General features: G+C 40.1%; 15 protein-coding genes. 12 read left to right on the top strand and 3 right to left on the bottom strand.

Annotated features, from left to right (window positions below; genetic code table 11):
• Window positions 1-693: 693 nt before the first annotated feature.
• The 3 genes from QUF19_RS00935 (at window position 694) to QUF19_RS00945 (ending at window position 4,767) form a co-directional block, all read left to right on the top strand.
• Window positions 694-1,830, top strand: coding sequence for a polysaccharide export protein (locus tag QUF19_RS00935; RefSeq protein ID WP_286295403.1), 1,137 nt, complete (start codon window positions 694-696; stop codon window positions 1,828-1,830).
• A 154-nt stretch (window positions 1,831-1,984) separates the two neighbouring features.
• The gene (locus QUF19_RS00940) at window positions 1,985-2,425 is read left to right on the top strand and encodes a low molecular weight protein-tyrosine-phosphatase (RefSeq protein WP_286295404.1); all 441 of its coding nucleotides are present in this window, start codon (window positions 1,985-1,987) and stop codon (window positions 2,423-2,425) included.
• Between the two features lie 170 nt (window positions 2,426-2,595).
• A complete protein-coding gene (locus tag QUF19_RS00945; protein ID WP_286295405.1) occupies window positions 2,596-4,767 on the top strand; it encodes a polysaccharide biosynthesis tyrosine autokinase in 2,172 nt (723 codons plus the stop codon).
• Window positions 4,768-4,965: 198 nt separating this feature from the next.
• On the opposite strand, the gene QUF19_RS00950 is transcribed toward QUF19_RS00945, so the two are convergent.
• The 3 genes from QUF19_RS00950 to QUF19_RS00960 form a co-directional block, all read right to left on the bottom strand.
• On the bottom strand, window positions 4,966-5,301 hold the full coding sequence (locus tag QUF19_RS00950; RefSeq protein ID WP_286295406.1) for a hypothetical protein: 336 nt from the start codon (window positions 5,299-5,301) through the stop codon (window positions 4,966-4,968).
• Window positions 5,302-5,488: 187 nt separating this feature from the next.
• The gene (locus QUF19_RS00955; RefSeq protein ID WP_286298796.1) at window positions 5,489-6,067 is read right to left on the bottom strand and encodes an N-acetylmuramoyl-L-alanine amidase; all 579 of its coding nucleotides are present in this window, start codon (window positions 6,065-6,067) and stop codon (window positions 5,489-5,491) included.
• 32 nt (window positions 6,068-6,099) lie between these two features.
• Window positions 6,100-6,582, bottom strand: a complete 483-nt coding sequence (locus tag QUF19_RS00960) for a hypothetical protein (protein ID WP_286295407.1) — start codon at window positions 6,580-6,582, stop codon at window positions 6,100-6,102.
• A gap of 344 nt (window positions 6,583-6,926) precedes the next feature.
• Between QUF19_RS00960 and QUF19_RS26470 the strand changes: the two genes are divergently transcribed.
• The 9 genes from QUF19_RS26470 to QUF19_RS01000 all read left to right on the top strand — a co-directional run bounded on the left by QUF19_RS26470 (window position 6,927) and on the right by QUF19_RS01000 (window position 16,344).
• Window positions 6,927-7,148, top strand: coding sequence for a helix-turn-helix domain-containing protein (locus QUF19_RS26470; RefSeq protein WP_434784912.1), 222 nt, complete (start codon window positions 6,927-6,929; stop codon window positions 7,146-7,148).
• Entirely contained in the window at window positions 7,126-8,022 is an 897-nt protein-coding gene (locus QUF19_RS00965) for a helix-turn-helix domain-containing protein (RefSeq protein WP_434784913.1), read from the top strand. Before QUF19_RS26470 ends, QUF19_RS00965 begins: the two co-directional genes overlap by 23 nt.
• 130 nt (window positions 8,023-8,152) lie before the next feature.
• Window positions 8,153-8,473, top strand: coding sequence for a hypothetical protein (locus QUF19_RS00970; RefSeq protein ID WP_286295408.1), 321 nt, complete (start codon window positions 8,153-8,155; stop codon window positions 8,471-8,473).
• A 389-nt stretch (window positions 8,474-8,862) separates the two neighbouring features.
• Window positions 8,863-9,987: a non-hydrolyzing UDP-N-acetylglucosamine 2-epimerase gene (gene wecB / locus QUF19_RS00975; RefSeq protein WP_286295409.1), complete on the top strand. Its 1,125-nt coding sequence runs from the start codon at window positions 8,863-8,865 to the stop codon at window positions 9,985-9,987.
• Window positions 9,988-10,004: 17 nt separating this feature from the next.
• The gene (wecC, locus tag QUF19_RS00980; protein WP_286295410.1) at window positions 10,005-11,270 is read left to right on the top strand and encodes a UDP-N-acetyl-D-mannosamine dehydrogenase; all 1,266 of its coding nucleotides are present in this window, start codon (window positions 10,005-10,007) and stop codon (window positions 11,268-11,270) included.
• Between the two features lie 2 nt (window positions 11,271-11,272).
• Entirely contained in the window at window positions 11,273-12,532 is a 1,260-nt protein-coding gene (locus QUF19_RS00985; RefSeq protein WP_286295411.1) for a lipopolysaccharide biosynthesis protein, read from the top strand.
• Window positions 12,510-13,961 carry a hypothetical protein gene (locus QUF19_RS00990; protein ID WP_286295412.1) on the top strand — a complete coding sequence of 484 codons (1,452 nt, stop codon included), beginning with the start codon at window positions 12,510-12,512 and terminating at the stop codon, window positions 13,959-13,961. The genes QUF19_RS00985 and QUF19_RS00990 overlap by 23 nt, the downstream gene beginning before the upstream one ends.
• A gap of 266 nt (window positions 13,962-14,227) precedes the next feature.
• Complete coding sequence (locus QUF19_RS00995; RefSeq protein ID WP_286295413.1) at window positions 14,228-15,070, top strand: glycosyltransferase; 843 nt, start codon at window positions 14,228-14,230, stop codon at window positions 15,068-15,070.
• Window positions 15,067-16,344 (top strand): O-antigen polymerase, encoded by a 1,278-nt coding sequence (locus QUF19_RS01000; RefSeq protein WP_286295414.1) that lies wholly within the window; start codon window positions 15,067-15,069, stop codon window positions 16,342-16,344. The genes QUF19_RS00995 and QUF19_RS01000 overlap by 4 nt, the downstream gene beginning before the upstream one ends.

Raw genomic sequence — 16,344 nt, forward strand, 5'->3', positions numbered from 1 at the left:
GAAAGCAGATGCGGGTAACGAGTAAGCGGGATACGAAGAGCGGGGAAAGAGCAGTATCGAGATTCGGGTAACCGAGTTTTTAAGAGCTTTAAAGCTGGTGAGAGTAATTAAGCCTGCGACGAGCCTAGCTTTTGGTTCTCCCCCTTGAACGCCGTTCGTTTGTGAGCGGTGATGTTCATCAAAGGGGGAGTTAGAGGGGGATGTTAATCTATGTGTTACCAACCCCTCCCAGCCTCCCGTCACGGCTTTACCCTGCTCTTAGCTCTTTGCATCTAGTTCACTCGCATCCCGCATTTGCCCTTAGTCTGTTCGCATCTAGTTCACTCGCATCTCGCATCTGCTCTTATCTACATTTAAAACCATTCAACTAGGTTGATAATAACCACAATTTGTGGATAATGCTTACGGATTAAACTAACCGTATGCAAGCGCACTTTTTTTGCTACGTTTTAGACAAAATACGCCTATTCAAATTCCATATTGATAGGGGCAGATTAACTACGCAGTGTGATGTCGCGGAATATCAAGGGGCGGTAGCGTTCCTATCTTTGATATTAAGATGGAAGCGAGGTCACGGTAATGACTCTCCTTAACTCTCTTAAATGCTGCGTAGCTGATAAAATTGTTTGTTCTAACTTCTTTGGGTGTCCTTTGGGATATCACGACACATTCCGTTTCTATGACTTGGTTAACATGAAGATTAATAAAAATCGTCTCCTTTTAGCGCTCCTTCCTGCATTACTCGCAGGGTGTACTACTCCAGGAACTCACCTTTCTACTGGCAACAAGAATGTGATTCAGCCTTCAGAGGAACAACAAGAGTCTGATATCTCTGATGTGGTTAACCTTTACCCACTGACTGCTCAATCAGTATCGAGTTACCGAAGCGAATCTTTATCGGTTTCCCAAGCGAACCCGACGTTAGATGTTGATATTGCAAAGTATGAATACCAAGTGGGCGTTGGTGACATCTTAAACATCACCATTTGGGATCACCCTGAACTAACCATTCCTGCGGGCTCTTACCGTAGTAGTACCGAAGCGGGTAATTGGGTTCATGCAGACGGCACCATCTTCTACCCATACATTGGTACAGTAGAAGTGGCGGGAAAAACCGTTCGTGAAGTGCGTACTGATATTGCAAGTCGCTTAGCTAAGTACATCGAAAGCCCTCAAGTTGATGTTAACGTCGCTGCTTTCCGCTCAAAGAAAACTTACATTACTGGCGAAGTGTCTAAACCTGGCCAGCAGCCGATTACCAATATCCCTTTAACGTTATTGGATGCCGTGAACCGTTCTGGCGGTTTGTCTGAAAATGCCGATTGGCGTAATGTTTCATTAACGCGTAATGGCGTAGAAGAAAACCTCTCACTTTACGGCTTAATGCAACGTGGTGATCTAACCCAAAACCGCTTATTGCAAGCCGGTGACATTGTTCATGTGCCGCGTAATGATAAGCAGAAAGTGTTTGTGATGGGTGAAGTGAAAGAGCCTAAGTTATTAAAGATTGATCGCGTAGGAATGAGCCTGACTGAAGCGCTCAGTAATGTTGGTGGAATAAATGAACTAACAGCGGATGCAACCGGCGTGTTTGTTATTCGAACTTCGGATGATAAATCCGAGCGTATGGCAGATATCTACCAACTCAATATAGAAGATGCATCAGCATTGGTGATTGGCACCGAGTTTGATTTAAAACCTTATGACATTGTTTACGTTACCGCTGCGCCAATCAGCCGCTGGAACCGTGTTGTGGGGCAGTTGCTTCCAACCATCAACGGATTTAATAATTTAACCGAAGGTGCGTTACGTGTTCGTAACTGGCCTTAGGCTAAGATAGAACAGTAATCAGGTCGCACTTCACGTGTGGCCTGATTTTTTATGTTTAGAAGTGCATTTGGTTTATGAAGTGCATTCGGCTTATAAGTATATTTAGTTTATAAGTACGTTCCGCTTATAAGCCCATTACAGTTAGAAGTCAGTTATGTTTAATAAAATTTTAGTGGTCTGCGTGGGCAACATTTGTCGTTCCCCGACTGGAGAGCGAGTTTTACAAAACTTGCTGCCTAATAAAGAGGTGGCTTCTGCTGGCATCGCTGCTGAAAAAAGCCGTTTAATTGGTAAGCCAGCAGACGACACGGCGATTTTAATTGCCGCTGAAAATGGTGTCGATGTTGAAAATCATCAGTCTCAGCAAGTTACACCACAGCTTTGTGCCCAGTATGATTTGATATTGGTGATGGAGAAAGGCCATATGGAGGCGCTCACTCAAATTTCACCGGAAGCGCGTGGTAAAACCATGCTGTTTGGTCAGTGGATTGGCCAGAAAGACATTCCAGATCCGCACCGTCAAAGCCGTGAAGCGTTTGAATACGCTTATAAGCTGATTGACGAAGCTGCACTGGCTTGGGCAAAAAAACTGTAGGTTTAAATGCAGTAGATTTTAGATGCAGTAGGTTTTAAATAGACAGCTTTTTAAATGTCATGCTCTATACGTAGGCTTGGCTAAGCCACCAACAGAATCATATAAAAGAGAAGTACGCGGAGCGTATATATCGTCTCTTAAATAGCAATAATTTAGGAAGTAGCAATCTGATGACAACACAACCATCTCAGCAATCACACACAGATAACTCTGATGAGATAGATTTAGGAAAACTGTTTGGTATCTTATTAGATGCTAAATGGTTAATCATGCTCACCACATTTGCTTTTGCTGTGTTTGGTATTGCGTTTGCCCTGCTTTCAACACCGATATACAAAGCCGATGCACTGATCCAAATTGAAGAGAAGAGCTCTGGCGGTATTTCATCGATGGTCGGCGACATGGGAGACATGTTCTCTCAGGAATCTTCGGCGACGACAGAAGTGGAGATCATCAAATCGCGTATGATTTTGGGCGAGACGGTTGATAAGTTTAACCTTACTACTGTTACATCACCGAACTACGCACCCATCGTCGGTAAAGGTTTTGCTCGCTTAACTGGCGACATTAACCACATCGCAGTAAGCCGTTTGACCTTGCCAAGCTACGCGAGCGAATATGCTCACACGATTCAGATTGTTGATGCTGAACAAGGCACTTACCAACTGGTACGTGACGATGAACGCGTTATCTTAAAAGGCAAAGTGGGTGAGCTAGCAACATCCGATGATTACAGCTTGTTTGTGGCAGGTTTTGAATCGCATAACGGTTTTGAATTCTCGATTGGGCAACGTAGCCGATTACAAGCGATCGAATGGTTGAAATCTTCTTTGTCTTTGTCTGAGCAAGGAAAGCAAACCGGCATTCTGAAGCTGAGTTTTGAAGGCGAAAACAAACAGCAGATTTCTGATCTCCTTAACCACATTAGTCAAATTTACTTCTTACAAAACGTGAAGCGTAACTCAGCAGAAGCAGAAAAGAGCCTAGAGTTCTTAGAGAGCCACCTTCCGGGCATTAAATCTGAGCTAACCGGCTATGAAGACGTATTAAACAATTATCGTCAAAAGAACGAATCGATCGACTTGGGTTTAGAAGCACAATCCACCCTGAAGGTAATGGTAGAGCTTGAAGCGCAATTAAATGAACTGACGTTCAAAGAGAGCGAAATCAGCCAACGTTTTACTAAAGATCACCCAGCATACAAAGCCCTGCTTGATAAACGTAAAACGCTATTAGGTGAGAAAGAGCGCCTAAACAAGCAAGTACAAAAACTACCAAAAACACAACGTGAAGTACTGCGTATGACACGTGATGTTGAAGTAAATCAACAGATCTACATCCAGCTTTTAAACAAGGTTCAAGAGCTAAGCATCATCAAAGCCGGTACCGTCGGTAACGTTCGCATCTTAGATGACGCACAAGCCTATGCTCGCGCCGTTAAACCGAAGAAGCCGTTGATTGTTGTATTGGCGACGCTACTGGGTGGCATGTTAAGTGTCGCGTTTGTATTGGTTAAAGCGGCGTTCCACCGTGGTGTTGAAAACCCAGACCAAATTGAACAAATCGGCCTTCCGGTTTACGCAGCCGTACCAAAATCTGATTTACAAATTGAACTGACTAACCGCTTTAAATCGAAGAAAATACAAACAAAAGGCGTTCAGGCACTGCTTGCCGAATCGAACCCTGCTGATCTTTCGGTTGAAGCACTGCGTGGCCTTCGCACCAGCTTGCACTTTGCGATGCTGGAAGCGAAAAACAACGTCTTGATGATCTCTGGCCCAGCACCGGGTATCGGTAAATCATTCATCTCGACCAACTTTGCCGCAGTAGCCGCAAAAACAGGCCAAAAAGTGCTGTTGATAGATGCCGATATGCGTAAAGGTTACTTACAACAAAGCTTTGGTGTGAACTGGGATAACGGCCTTTCTGATGTATTGAGCAGCAAACAAGAGTTCGCTCAATCAGTGAAGTCGACGCCAGTTGAAAACCTCGACATTATTACTCGCGGCCAAGTGCCACCCAACCCATCTGAACTGCTGATGCACCCACGCTTTGCAGAGCTAATGGAATGGGCTTCAAAAGAGTATGACTTGGTGATTGTCGATACCCCACCAGTACTCGCGGTAACCGACCCAAGCATCGTCGGCGCCTTCGCTGGTACCACATTAATGGTTGCTCGTTACGGTCAAAACACCATTAAAGAGATCGATGTGGCTCGTAACCGCTTCGAACAATCAGGCATCGAAGTGAAAGGCGTTATCTTCAACGCTATCGAGAAGAAAGCATCGAGCTCGTATGGCTACGGCTACTACAACTACGCGTATTCGAGCGATAAGAAGTAGATAAGAGCAGTAACGGGATGCGAGTAACCGGGTAAACGAAGAGCAGAAAGGCAGATACGAGATTCGAGTGGCGAGATACGAAAAGCGCCACTCGAATCCGCTCTTCATCTCTTCGTTACCCGTATCTATTATTTATCCACTCGCATCTGCTCTTTTAGCTTTTCGCATCCCGTTTACTCGCTACTCGAATCTGCTTTTCTACTTCTTCACCACCCCACCAGTTAAATACAATCCAATCGCCGCTAACACCGGGTAGCCAAACGCTTCATTGGTCATTTCCCCCAATGGCTTCCAATCGTAGCCGTGCATGCAGCCCAGAATCACCATCACATGCAGTGCCACATAAGGAATGGTGAACAACAACACAATGTAGCGCTGTATTAACTTAAAAGGTTCATACGCTTTAAGCAGTGCCAGCTTGTGCTTCGCTTTTTCTTCATCAGTAAAAAACATCGCATCTCCTGTGTTGGTGAGTGCATCTAACCCTTTGTTAATGGAAGACTGACTCCCGAATATTCTTCCGAACAATGTCATACTGCTCCTTGGTTTATTGATTGGCTTTGACCGCATGTATAGCCTTTGACTGTATAACCCTCTCTCTCTTCACCTCTGCTTTTCCGCTCTTCGAATCTCGCTATCCGTCACTCGCATCCGCTCTTCCAGCTTTTCGCATCTCGATACTCGAATCCCGCATCTGCTCTTCCTGCTCTTCGCATCTCGTTCACTCGCATCCCGTATCTGTCTTTAAAACCATAACCGGACACGCTTTATTCACTCCCCAATCTTTATGCCCCTTAACATTCTCATCTGAAATCAAGAACTGCTCTTGCAGTGCAGCCATCAAACCAAATAATGCCTTACGCTGCGCAAGCGTGAAGTTATCTTCTGGTTGCAGCTTGGCATTACAACCGCCGACCAAACAAACCCCAATATTGCCTTTGTTGTGTCCCTTCACATGCGCGCCGGTTTGTGACAGTGGCCTGCCAAGTTCGACATCCCCATTGCGACGAATAACAAAGTGATACCCGACATCGCGCCAACCTCTCTTTTTATGCCATCGGCGAATCTCGGCTACGTCTACATCTTGCTGTGGCGGCGTGGCGCTACAATGCACAGTAATAAAAGAGTATGGCGGGCAATGAGGTAAGCGGAGTAAAACTGAAACCAAGCTTAGAGAATAGGAAGCAGGAGATAAGCAAGGCTCTAACGAAGGGATGAGCTCTGTAGATCCAGCCTGTTCTTGTAAGTCAGCCCGCTCTCGTGAACCTGCTGGCTCTTGCGAGCTAGCTCGCTCTTGCAAACCGGTCGGCTCTTGCAAAATAGCAGGCGCTTCTAACGGCTGGTGTGAAACTCGATCAGTTGCTGGTGGAGTGTGTGACAAAATAAATCCTCGTGTTGTTGTAACCAGGTGACTAAAGACGTTGATAACGAACCTTTTAAATTTGGGTGTAATGCGATGTGTTGTCGCAAACTGGCGGCTACGGTTTTGGCATAACCGGTGTGGTGGCTCACATAACGTAAATACATCACGCAATAACCCAGTGGCGCTTCACGCCTTGCCCGGCTGATCATCCAACAAACATCCTCGTAGCTGGGGTCTTCAAAGAGCTGATTTTCAAAACAGTCATCTTCGGAGCGCTTTAGTTCTTCATTCGGCCAATCGTCATAAACTTTGTCTTTATAAACCCCAGCGTCACTGCACCTATCACTAAAAAATAACGACTGGTTCGACCGAATGAGGGAATAAGCTCGGCACTCGATGCTCGCCATACCGGGTTGATACGCTGAAATAAAAAGAGAAACTATCGCCTTCATTAAGCACCTTATTGCTGTATGGGGAGGGCAATGTACTGCAACATTCTTGATTGGGGTTGGCGGTAATAACGCGAAAACGGAGGAACACAGAAAAGTGAGAGATGCTTCGAAGGTTATCAGCTTAGGTGTTGTTCTTGTTGCATATCAATGAGAGCAAGCAGGAAAACACTTTTTGTTACTTTTTATCCCGCCTCATCTTCGCCCCCAATGCCTAAAAAAGTGGTGTTAATAACTTGTTATGCAAACGAATGGCTCTAGCCAGATCTGCCCAATCGCCAAATCAAGGGTAATAGATAGATCAAGGCAATCACTAGACCAATACCAATTAACAAGGAGCGTTATCCATGTGTGTTTCTCTAATACTTTCTTTCATCCCCTTAAAAACCGGGTCGCCGATCAGCAAGTTGGTGTTATTAAAATTGGCCGATAATGCAGACGCGCGCGGCGTGTGTTTTCCATCCTTAAATTACTTAGCGCAATATTGCGAAGTATCGGTAAGAACCGTTAAACGACACGTTAACGAGCTCGAAAAAACAAGGGTTTGTGAAGCGGATAAAGCGGTTTGATGATTCAGGGCGCCAACGCAGCAATATCTATCAGCTGCGCCTACCCAGCGACAACCACATTCAGCAGGCCGATCTAGACCAAACGGATAGCAACCTAAACAACGCCAATGTAGACCTAACAGACTTACCGCCAGCCTCATTAGCATGTACGCAGAAAAAAGAGCGAGCAAAGAAAATAGAACATGCGCAGAAAACCGATCATTCAGACACCCTCCTGGGTGACTCAAGATCCAACACGGAGAGTGATCATTCGGCACTCATAATCTTTCATAAAGAACATAAAACAGACATTCCTTGTAAAACAGCCCCAGATCTTGAAACAGCCTTGTCCCTTGAAAAAGAGCCAACGATACCTCAAACCACCACTCCCATACCCCAACAGAATGAAGCCGTGATTCACCTGCTCACCAAGGAAGGCAGCGCGCCGATTTATCATGAGTTCTACAAAATCTTAGAACACACCTACCCAAAGTTAGATGTGCTGCAAGAACTGCATGCCATGCAAGCGTGGCTGTACATCAACCCCAATAAGCGCAAGCCCTTCGAGCACATTGGCCATTTTGTGAATGGCTGGCTAAGAAGAAGCGCCCAAGCCAAAGCGAAGCGAAACTCATCGCCGGTCTCTAAGCAAACAAGGGCGGGTAAACCAGTAAGAGCTTCTACACCAACCAAGGCAGCTAAACTCCAAAAGGCCGCGCAAGCAATAGGTTCCGAAAAAGCCATACAGGCCACCAAGCCCATGGAACCACAACACCCCACGCCTGTTACTCAAGCCTTAACGGAATTCAAAGCCACCAGTAAAACCAATCCGTTTGAAGAGCGTATCAAGACACTCATCCAATCTAAATCGTCCGGCACGGATTCCAAGCAGTGAGAATCCAGCTTTTCAGGGAAACCTTGGCTCAAGCAGCCCAATGGTTAGACAACTCCATAGCTAAGCAAAACCAGCATAAGCACATCTAACAAACGTGACGAGATAAAAATAGAATGAGGGATAGGGCACCATGGACTATACCAGCCTAAAAAAACTGACAACAAAAGAAAAAGTCACCATTTTAGAAAAAGAGGTAGCGCGAGTGGAAGGGCGCATTGGCGAGTTCTTGAAACTGCTTGTTAGCCACTACCCACAAGGGCTAACACGCACAGAGATTAAAGCGTTACTGGCGGTAAACAACAACCCAAGCTTCGTATCTTTGTACCGCAACGGCAATATCTTCATTGATATAGAAAAGCGTTATTGCACCACAGCACAAGAAAACCGCTACCACATAGGGACCCAGCTTCTGCAAGACGTACAATGCTTTAGGTGGATAAACGCGTGGTGAGAGATTTGTCTAAATAGGGCAAATTTCAAACTGGTCAATATGCACTTACTTTGCTAGAATGCGCAGCAAATTAGAAACCGTATGAAAACCGCATAATAGCGAGTAAACCATCAAACCTTGCCTGTAGGAGCCAAACCTAAGGGCGGTAGCGTACCCAAATGTAATGGATAGCAAGTTAAAAGTGTTCCAAGTTACTGAAAGACTGTTTTTTGTTGCCTATTGGGGCGGTTCTAAGAAAGTTAGCAAAATCTGTGTTTTATAAGGGACGGTTTAAAATAGACTGTCTAAAAATGAATAAAAAATGTCTCAGTGGCTTCAAAGAAGTTGAGACAATAAGTTTAAAAAAATCACTTCTTTTAATTTCATCAGTTGGTTGGAAACTCAATAAAATGACTAAGAAAAAAATTCTTACGGTTTTTGGCACGCGTCCAGAAGCCATCAAAATGGCACCTCTTGTTCATGCTCTAGCAGCTGATGATCGCTTTGAAGCAAAGTGCTGTGTTACCGCTCAACACCGTGAGATGCTTGATCAAGTATTAGATCTATTTGAAATCACGCCTGACTACGATTTGAATTTAATGAAAGCGGGCCAAACCCTTAACGAAGTGACCGCGCGTATTTTGTTAGAGCTTAAACCCGTACTAGAAGAATTCAACCCCGATGTGGTTTTAGTACATGGTGATACGGCAACGACGTTTGCCGCTAGCCTAGCGGCTTACTATGAGCAAGTCGCTGTAGGACATGTTGAAGCAGGTCTTCGTACGGGCAATATTTACTCGCCGTGGCCAGAAGAAGGTAATCGCCGTTTAACAGGAGCGTTAACCAAGTATCACTTTGCACCGACTACAACGTCAAAAGAAAACCTGCTTAAAGAGAACTTCGATTCAGAAGATATTTCAGTAACAGGTAATACCGTAATTGATGCCTTGCTGATGGTAAAAGACAAAATTGATACAGATAAAGATCTGAACGCTACACTTGCTGCTCAGTTTCCGTTTTTAGATGAAAATAAGAAGCTCATTTTGGTAACTGGTCATCGCCGTGAAAGTTTTGGTGGTGGTTTTGAGCGTATTTGTGAATCGCTTGCTATCACAGCTAAAGCGCATCCAGAGACACAAATACTGTATCCAATGCACCTCAACCCAAATGTGCGTGAACCTGTCAATCGCATTCTTGCTGGGATTGATAACATCCATCTTATTGAGCCTCAGCAATACTTACCATTTATCTACTTAATGAGCCGCGCGCACATTATTTTGACGGACTCGGGCGGCATTCAAGAAGAAGCCCCTTCATTAGGCAAGCCTGTATTGGTGATGCGCGATACAACAGAGCGACCAGAAGCGGTTGCTGCGGGGACGGTAAAGTTAGTAGGCACTGATGTTGGCATGATTGTTGACAATTTAAATCAGCTCCTAACGGATGAAAGCGTTTATCAAGCGATGAGTTTTGCACACAACCCATATGGTGATGGTAAAGCTTGTCAAAGAATCTTGAACGAATTAGAAAAATAAAAATTTAGGAAATCAGAATGTCTTTTGAAACAATTTCAGTTGTAGGCTTAGGTTACATCGGGCTGCCGACAGCAGCGATGTTTGCATCCCGTAAGAAAAAAGTAATTGGTGTTGATGTAAATCTACATGCAGTTGATACTATCAATCGTGGTGAGATTCACATTGTAGAACCAGATTTAGATATGTTGGTAAGCGCAGCTGTTCAACAAGGTTACTTAAAAGCAGTAACAACTCCTGAAGCAGCGGATGCTTTTTTAATTGCAGTCCCAACACCATTTCTTCCAATTGATAATGATGGTGATATTCCAAAACCTGATTTGCGTTATATCGAAGCAGCATCAAAAGCAATTGCGCCTGTACTTAAAAAAGGCGATTTAGTGATATTAGAATCGACATCACCAGTCGGTGCTACAGAGCAAATGGCAGAGTGGTTAAGTGAAGCACGTTCTGATTTAACATTCCCACAAACACACGGTGAAAGTGCAGATGTTAACGTTGCACATTGCCCGGAGCGCGTTTTGCCAGGCCATGTTGTTACAGAGCTTGTACAGAATGACCGTGTGATTGGTGGTATGAGTAAGCGCTGTTCAGAACGCAGTGTTGAGCTGTATAAAACTTTTGTTATGGGTGAGTGCGTTATCACCAATGCTCGAACAGCCGAAATGGCCAAACTGACAGAAAACTCATCGCGAGACGTGCAAATTGCTTTCGCAAATGAGCTCTCAATGATTTGTGATGATCTAGATATCGATGTATGGGAGCTCATTGCTCTAGCTAACCGCCACCCTAGAGTCAGTATACTTCAGCCTGGTCCTGGTGTCGGAGGACACTGTATTGCAGTTGACCCTTGGTTTATTGTATCTAAAACACCAGAGATGGCCAAGATTATTCACACTGCCCGTAATGTAAACGATCGTAAACCAGAATGGGTAGTTAACAAAGTAAAACTAGCTGTGGCAGACTTTTTGAATGCCAATACCACCAAAACAGAAAAAGACGTAACAATTGCTTGTTATGGACTTGCTTTTAAGCCGGATATTGATGACCTAAGAGAAAGCCCTGCATTAAATATTGCTAAGTCTATCGTCACGATACACTCAGGCACTGTCCTTGCTATCGAGCCAAATGTCGACAGAATTAATATTGATCGACTTAAACTTGTTACTATCGAAGAATCACTGACGATTGCAGATATTCATGTACTACTAGTCGATCATAAGCAGTTTAGAAAAATTAAGATTAATGATCCATTCATAGTAGATACTAAGGGTATCTGGAATTAGAAGTGTTATATAAGTATGTATTTGGTAGCACTGCTGCTTCGCTGATAAGATTACTAGCATTCTTTATATTGATTAAAACTCTTGGAGCAGAAGAGTATGGTGTAATAGCATATTTCTTAACGATATCAATAATAGTATCTAATGTGGCACTACTTGGTTCATATAACAGCTCTATAAGAAGAGTCATAGATAATGAAAGAAAAGCTCATGTTCTGTATTTATCTATGGTTCCAGTTGTATTTACGATAGTGATTTTCACAGTTACTTCTTATTTTTTCGTCAGACAAAATTTTGAATTATTACTACTAATTTTTTTCTCTGAAATACTTTCAACAGTATTGTTTAGTTTTTTTTGTGCATTATTAAATACTATTAATAAGTATGAGATTTCCGCTGGTTGTCGATTATTAAATGCTATTGGTTCCTTAACCGTGAGTATCATTGTTTACGCACAAGAGTTCGATAAGGTTGAATGGGCTGTATTAAATGTTATAAATGCGATACTTTCAGCAAGTGCTGTTTTGCTATGTTTTTGTTTTTGTTATAGGCCATTAATAGGTAAGAAAAATGAAGACTATTCAGTGAAATATCTAATCAACAACATAAGAAATAACAAGTGGGTAACAATTTCTGTTTTTTCTAGGACAGCATTTTTTCAGTCAGATAGAATTATACTAAATTTCATCCTTAATCCTGAAATTTATGGAATATATAGTATATGTATCCGGTTGATATCTTCATTTTATTTACTTATCTCAAATTTAATTCATTACTATGAGGCAGAGTTCTATAGGAAGGCCAAAGTTGGGTTTAACGAAGTAATAAAATTAAAAGATCTTGTCACATCAAAATCAAATAAAATCGCTACGATACTAATTATTCTAAATTTTTCACTAATTGTTTTTTTGTTTTCACTATACAAATTTAATAGCGACATATTTTTTTTTCTAGGCGCCTTCATACTCAACGATTTTAACTATACAGTCTTTGTACCCATGTATATTGTGTTACTATTTTCACTGTATCCAATGAGTAAGTTTTGGATATATCTTTATATGTTAAACGGATTAGGTTTAGAGAAGCTTAGGGCTTTAGTCTTAATGTCTCTAATATTGATTTCGTGTTTTATTGTAGGTGCAAGTTCTAGTGTCAGCTATTACTTAACACCTTTTTCAATTGTAATTAGTTATTACGTGGCATGCTATGTGATAAATAGAAGCACAATTTATTGGTATGATAATGGAAAAGTTAAGCAAGATTGATATTCTTGAAAAGATTGGCGGTATTTATAAAGATAAACTTCAAAATGAAGAATATGAAGTCATTGAGATGGATCCTCTTGATTTAATCTCTGAAGATAGATTGGATATCGTTTTAAAATTATTGTCAATACCAAGAATAATAGGGGTTAATAATTCTGAATACCTTTTTGAAATATATAAAAAGCATATTAGATGCATAACCGAAAATACATTTAGTGAAAATGGCTCCACAACAAAGCTATCATTGGATGATTTTAAGTCTGAGTTTAAACAGGTATGTGAATCGATTTCTGAAAATGGGTTTAATGATACATTATCTTTAATCCCTGTTGATGGTAATTCTTCACCAATAAATGGTGCACATCGTGTAGCTGCTGCAATTTACTATAAAGTAAAAGTTAAAGTCGTAATTATACCAGAACTATCTGCCAAGTATGATGCAGAGTTTTTTAGAAAAAGAGGACTATGTGAAGACATTATTGAACATGCTTTTTGTAGACTGGTTGAGATCAGTCGGAAGTATGTATGTGGATTGACTTGGCCTGCATCTAAGATTACAGATACGACAATTAATTCGGTGATAGAAGATATATGCTACCTAAAATCTTTTAACATAAATGAGAGGGGGATGCATAATATAATTTGTGAAGCTTACAGTTCTGAGCAATGGCTAGGTACACCTGAAAATAGCTATAAAGGTGCTTGGAAAAAAGCTTTACCTTGCCTTGGCGATAAAAAAAATAAAATTGTAAACTTCTTTATTATGAAAGTCGGGAACAATGATTTAGTAGAAATCAAAGAAAATATTAGACAAGAATTTGGTATTGGAAAACATTCGGTTCACATATGTGATGATAATTTTGATTCATTGAGACTTTCAAGATATATTCTAAACCCACATTTCATCAAAATAGTTAATAAAGCTTCTCACTATAGATATAGTACTTTCATTGATAAATTGGAAAAGCTAAAAATGGAAATCGGAAATAAAGCTATACCTGGAGACCAGTTACTTCTCGATGGAAGTACTTTATTAGGTGTTTTAGGGCTTAGAGAACCTAACGATCTTGATTTTTTGTCATCTAGTGATTTTCAATTAAAATGTGCAGATAGTCACAATAGATACTTATACTTATATCAAAATAACATGGATGAGCTTCAAGGAAACCCTAGTAATTACGTTTACTTTTACGGTTTAAAGTTTATTGGAATATTACCATTAATTGATTTTAAGCGAAACCGTTCTGAAGCAAAAGATAATATTGACATAAGTCTCATTAAAGGGTTTGGAGAAAATAATTTATATTCAAAATTTATGGTGTTTTTTAAAAGCAAATTTTATTTTACAAAATTGAAAGTTAGAAATTTTACAGTTAAATTAATAACATTATTTGGTTTGAAAAATATTTTAAAGTCGATTATCAAATAAATTAATTTAAAATTTTCTTAAGTGAATAATTTACATTCTAATTTTATAAACATTTATATAAGAGTAAATGGTTGGAATTTGTCTTAGATAGATTAAAAAATGTATATGATAAATTGAACTTATATATTACTAGTTATAACGTAATGAAAGCTCTTTAGGTGTTGTGAAGTGTAAAGTCTCTAGGATTTTAAGCTATATGATTAAAAAATCATATAGCTAACTGGCTTTTATATAAATACTGTGGTTGAAAGATATAGGATAAATTTATGGGTAAAGTAGTTGAAGTATCAGTAGTGTTACCTGTATATAATGCTGAGAAATATATTCATGATGCTATTGAATCGACGTTAAATCAGACTTACAAAGATTTTGAACTAATTATTATAGACGATGGTAGTACTGACCGCTCGTTAGATATTATTAATAGTTTCGAAGATGAAAGAATAGTCGTGGTTTCACGAGATAATAAGGGCTTAGTTGCAAGCCTAAATGAAGGCGTGAGTCTTAGTAAAGGTAAATTTATTGCTCGAATGGATGCGGATGATATCAATCATCCCAAAAGACTAGAGATACAAGTGAAGCAGTTTTCTAGCAATAAAGACTTGGTTTTGCATTGTTCAAATGTTCGTTATATTGATAGTTTTGGTGTTGTGACAGGTTTTTCTGGTGTTCCATTGTCAAATCGAGGACTAAAGAAAAAACTTAGGCGCGGAAATTGTATTTTTCACCCTTCTGTAATGTTTCTAAAAAGTGCATTTGATATTGTTGGTGGTTACGATAGGGTAGTAGATAAGTATTTTGAAGATTATATTCTTTGGCTTGATCTCAGTCGAAAGGGTGATTTTAAGTGCTCTTCAAAATCACTTCTAGATTATCGTATTTTGACTACTTCCTTATCAAGAAATCAACCTGATGCAATAAAAAAAATCTACCATAAAGTGATACGTAACTATGGACACTATCCAGAATTACATGATGATTTCAAACTGGCTCTAACAGATACCAATATCAGTAAATTGGATGCTAAAGTTAGAGAAAATAAGTTTTTAAGTTTCTTTACGAAGTTTCCAAAAATATTAATTTTTGAAATGAGTGGTTTAATTAAGTGATTGAGATATTGATAGTTTGTAATGCCTTAGTTTGGTTTGCTCCAATTCTAAGGTATAGAGATAAAGCTTTCTATTTTATGCTAGCACCTTTGTTTTTAATTTCTTCTGGGTATTGGATTTACCCTCTGCTAATTGAAATTTTAGGTATGAACTATAGTGTGGTTATTAATGTTGATCATATTCAAAAAGTTTTGAAATATAGTGTTTTGGCTGGTGTTTGTTTTCATTCGGGTTTTTTTAGTAGAAGGAAATTTACAGAAGACATTGTATTAAAAAAAATTGATTTAAATAAACTATTACCACCAATAAATATTGGAATATTTTTAAAACCAATTGTGATATTGATACTAATTTATAGTTATTATGAAGCACTTGGAATGATAGGAATATCTGATCGAAAAACATTTGTTTCGGAAATAAGGCCATTTTGGTATGATGTTTTACTCAGAATTAACGCGCTGCTTCTTTTTATAGTCGTTTTATTCGATTTTAGAAAAAGTAACAGAGTCCGACCATTTTATTTTTCATACTTTATTATTATTTTTCATATAATCTTGGTTGGTTTTGATGGTGGGCGGCGAGATGCGATTATCCCTATTTTTGGAATGGTAACGGTACTTATTGTTAGCTATTTAAACAAAGGGTTATCTAAGAAAGATATTCATCGATTACTGTTAATGGTCATATTTTCAGTAGGCCTTTCTTCGTTTTTTGCATTAGGGCGCTCACTACCTGTTGGTTGGACGATTCTCAGGAGCTTTGATGGGTTGAGCAGTTTTGACCCTGGATATTTTTTAGTTTACATATTAGCGCCTATGCCTACGCTGCATGTTAATACCGCAATGTCGGCATTTGTTGACTCTTATGGTTATCAAGGTATCTCATCTTATTTATCAGCTATCGGAAATACGCTTTTTCCTCGATTTATATTTCAGCATTATCTATTTGGCGAACCTTTAGCATTATCGCTACAGGATAAATTTGGTTGGTTTGGCTTCGATTTTGGTTTTCTTGCTGAGGGTATATATAGCGGAGGTTGGACAACAGTCGGTGTCACACACTTTATTCTTGGTGTAATGTTTAAAAAATCTCTCAAAGGAATTTATAGCAATTCTGTCTATTATACATTTTGCTATATTGCACTAATTTTTGCTATAACAAACTCATTTAGATCAGACTTTATGAACTTTTCAAAGTCTTTTCTATATATTTGGATAGCGCTTTCACTGGCATATCTGCTATTAAATCGTTTAGCTAGACTCTCACAAAGGTAG

This window comes from Vibrio sp. FE10 (assembly GCF_030297155.1).
GTDB lineage: Bacteria > Pseudomonadota > Gammaproteobacteria > Enterobacterales > Vibrionaceae > Vibrio > Vibrio apostichopi.

Coding starts and splice junctions, on each gene's coding strand:
- QUF19_RS00940 (WP_286295404.1), top strand. CDS start 1,985: ATGTTTAATAAAATTTTAGTGGTCTGCGTGGGCAACATTTGTCGTTCC.
- QUF19_RS00995 (WP_286295413.1), top strand. CDS start 14,228: ATGGGTAAAGTAGTTGAAGTATCAGTAGTGTTACCTGTATATAATGCT.
- QUF19_RS00945 (WP_286295405.1), top strand. CDS start 2,596: ATGACAACACAACCATCTCAGCAATCACACACAGATAACTCTGATGAG.
- QUF19_RS26470 (WP_434784912.1), top strand. CDS start 6,927: ATGTGTGTTTCTCTAATACTTTCTTTCATCCCCTTAAAAACCGGGTCG.
- QUF19_RS00950 (WP_286295406.1), bottom strand. CDS start 5,301: ATGACATTGTTCGGAAGAATATTCGGGAGTCAGTCTTCCATTAACAAA.
- QUF19_RS00960 (WP_286295407.1), bottom strand. CDS start 6,582: ATGAAGGCGATAGTTTCTCTTTTTATTTCAGCGTATCAACCCGGTATG.
- wecC (WP_286295410.1), top strand. CDS start 10,005: ATGTCTTTTGAAACAATTTCAGTTGTAGGCTTAGGTTACATCGGGCTG.
- wecB (WP_286295409.1), top strand. CDS start 8,863: ATGACTAAGAAAAAAATTCTTACGGTTTTTGGCACGCGTCCAGAAGCC.
- QUF19_RS00970 (WP_286295408.1), top strand. CDS start 8,153: ATGGACTATACCAGCCTAAAAAAACTGACAACAAAAGAAAAAGTCACC.
- QUF19_RS00935 (WP_286295403.1), top strand. CDS start 694: ATGAAGATTAATAAAAATCGTCTCCTTTTAGCGCTCCTTCCTGCATTA.
- QUF19_RS00990 (WP_286295412.1), top strand. CDS start 12,510: ATGGAAAAGTTAAGCAAGATTGATATTCTTGAAAAGATTGGCGGTATT.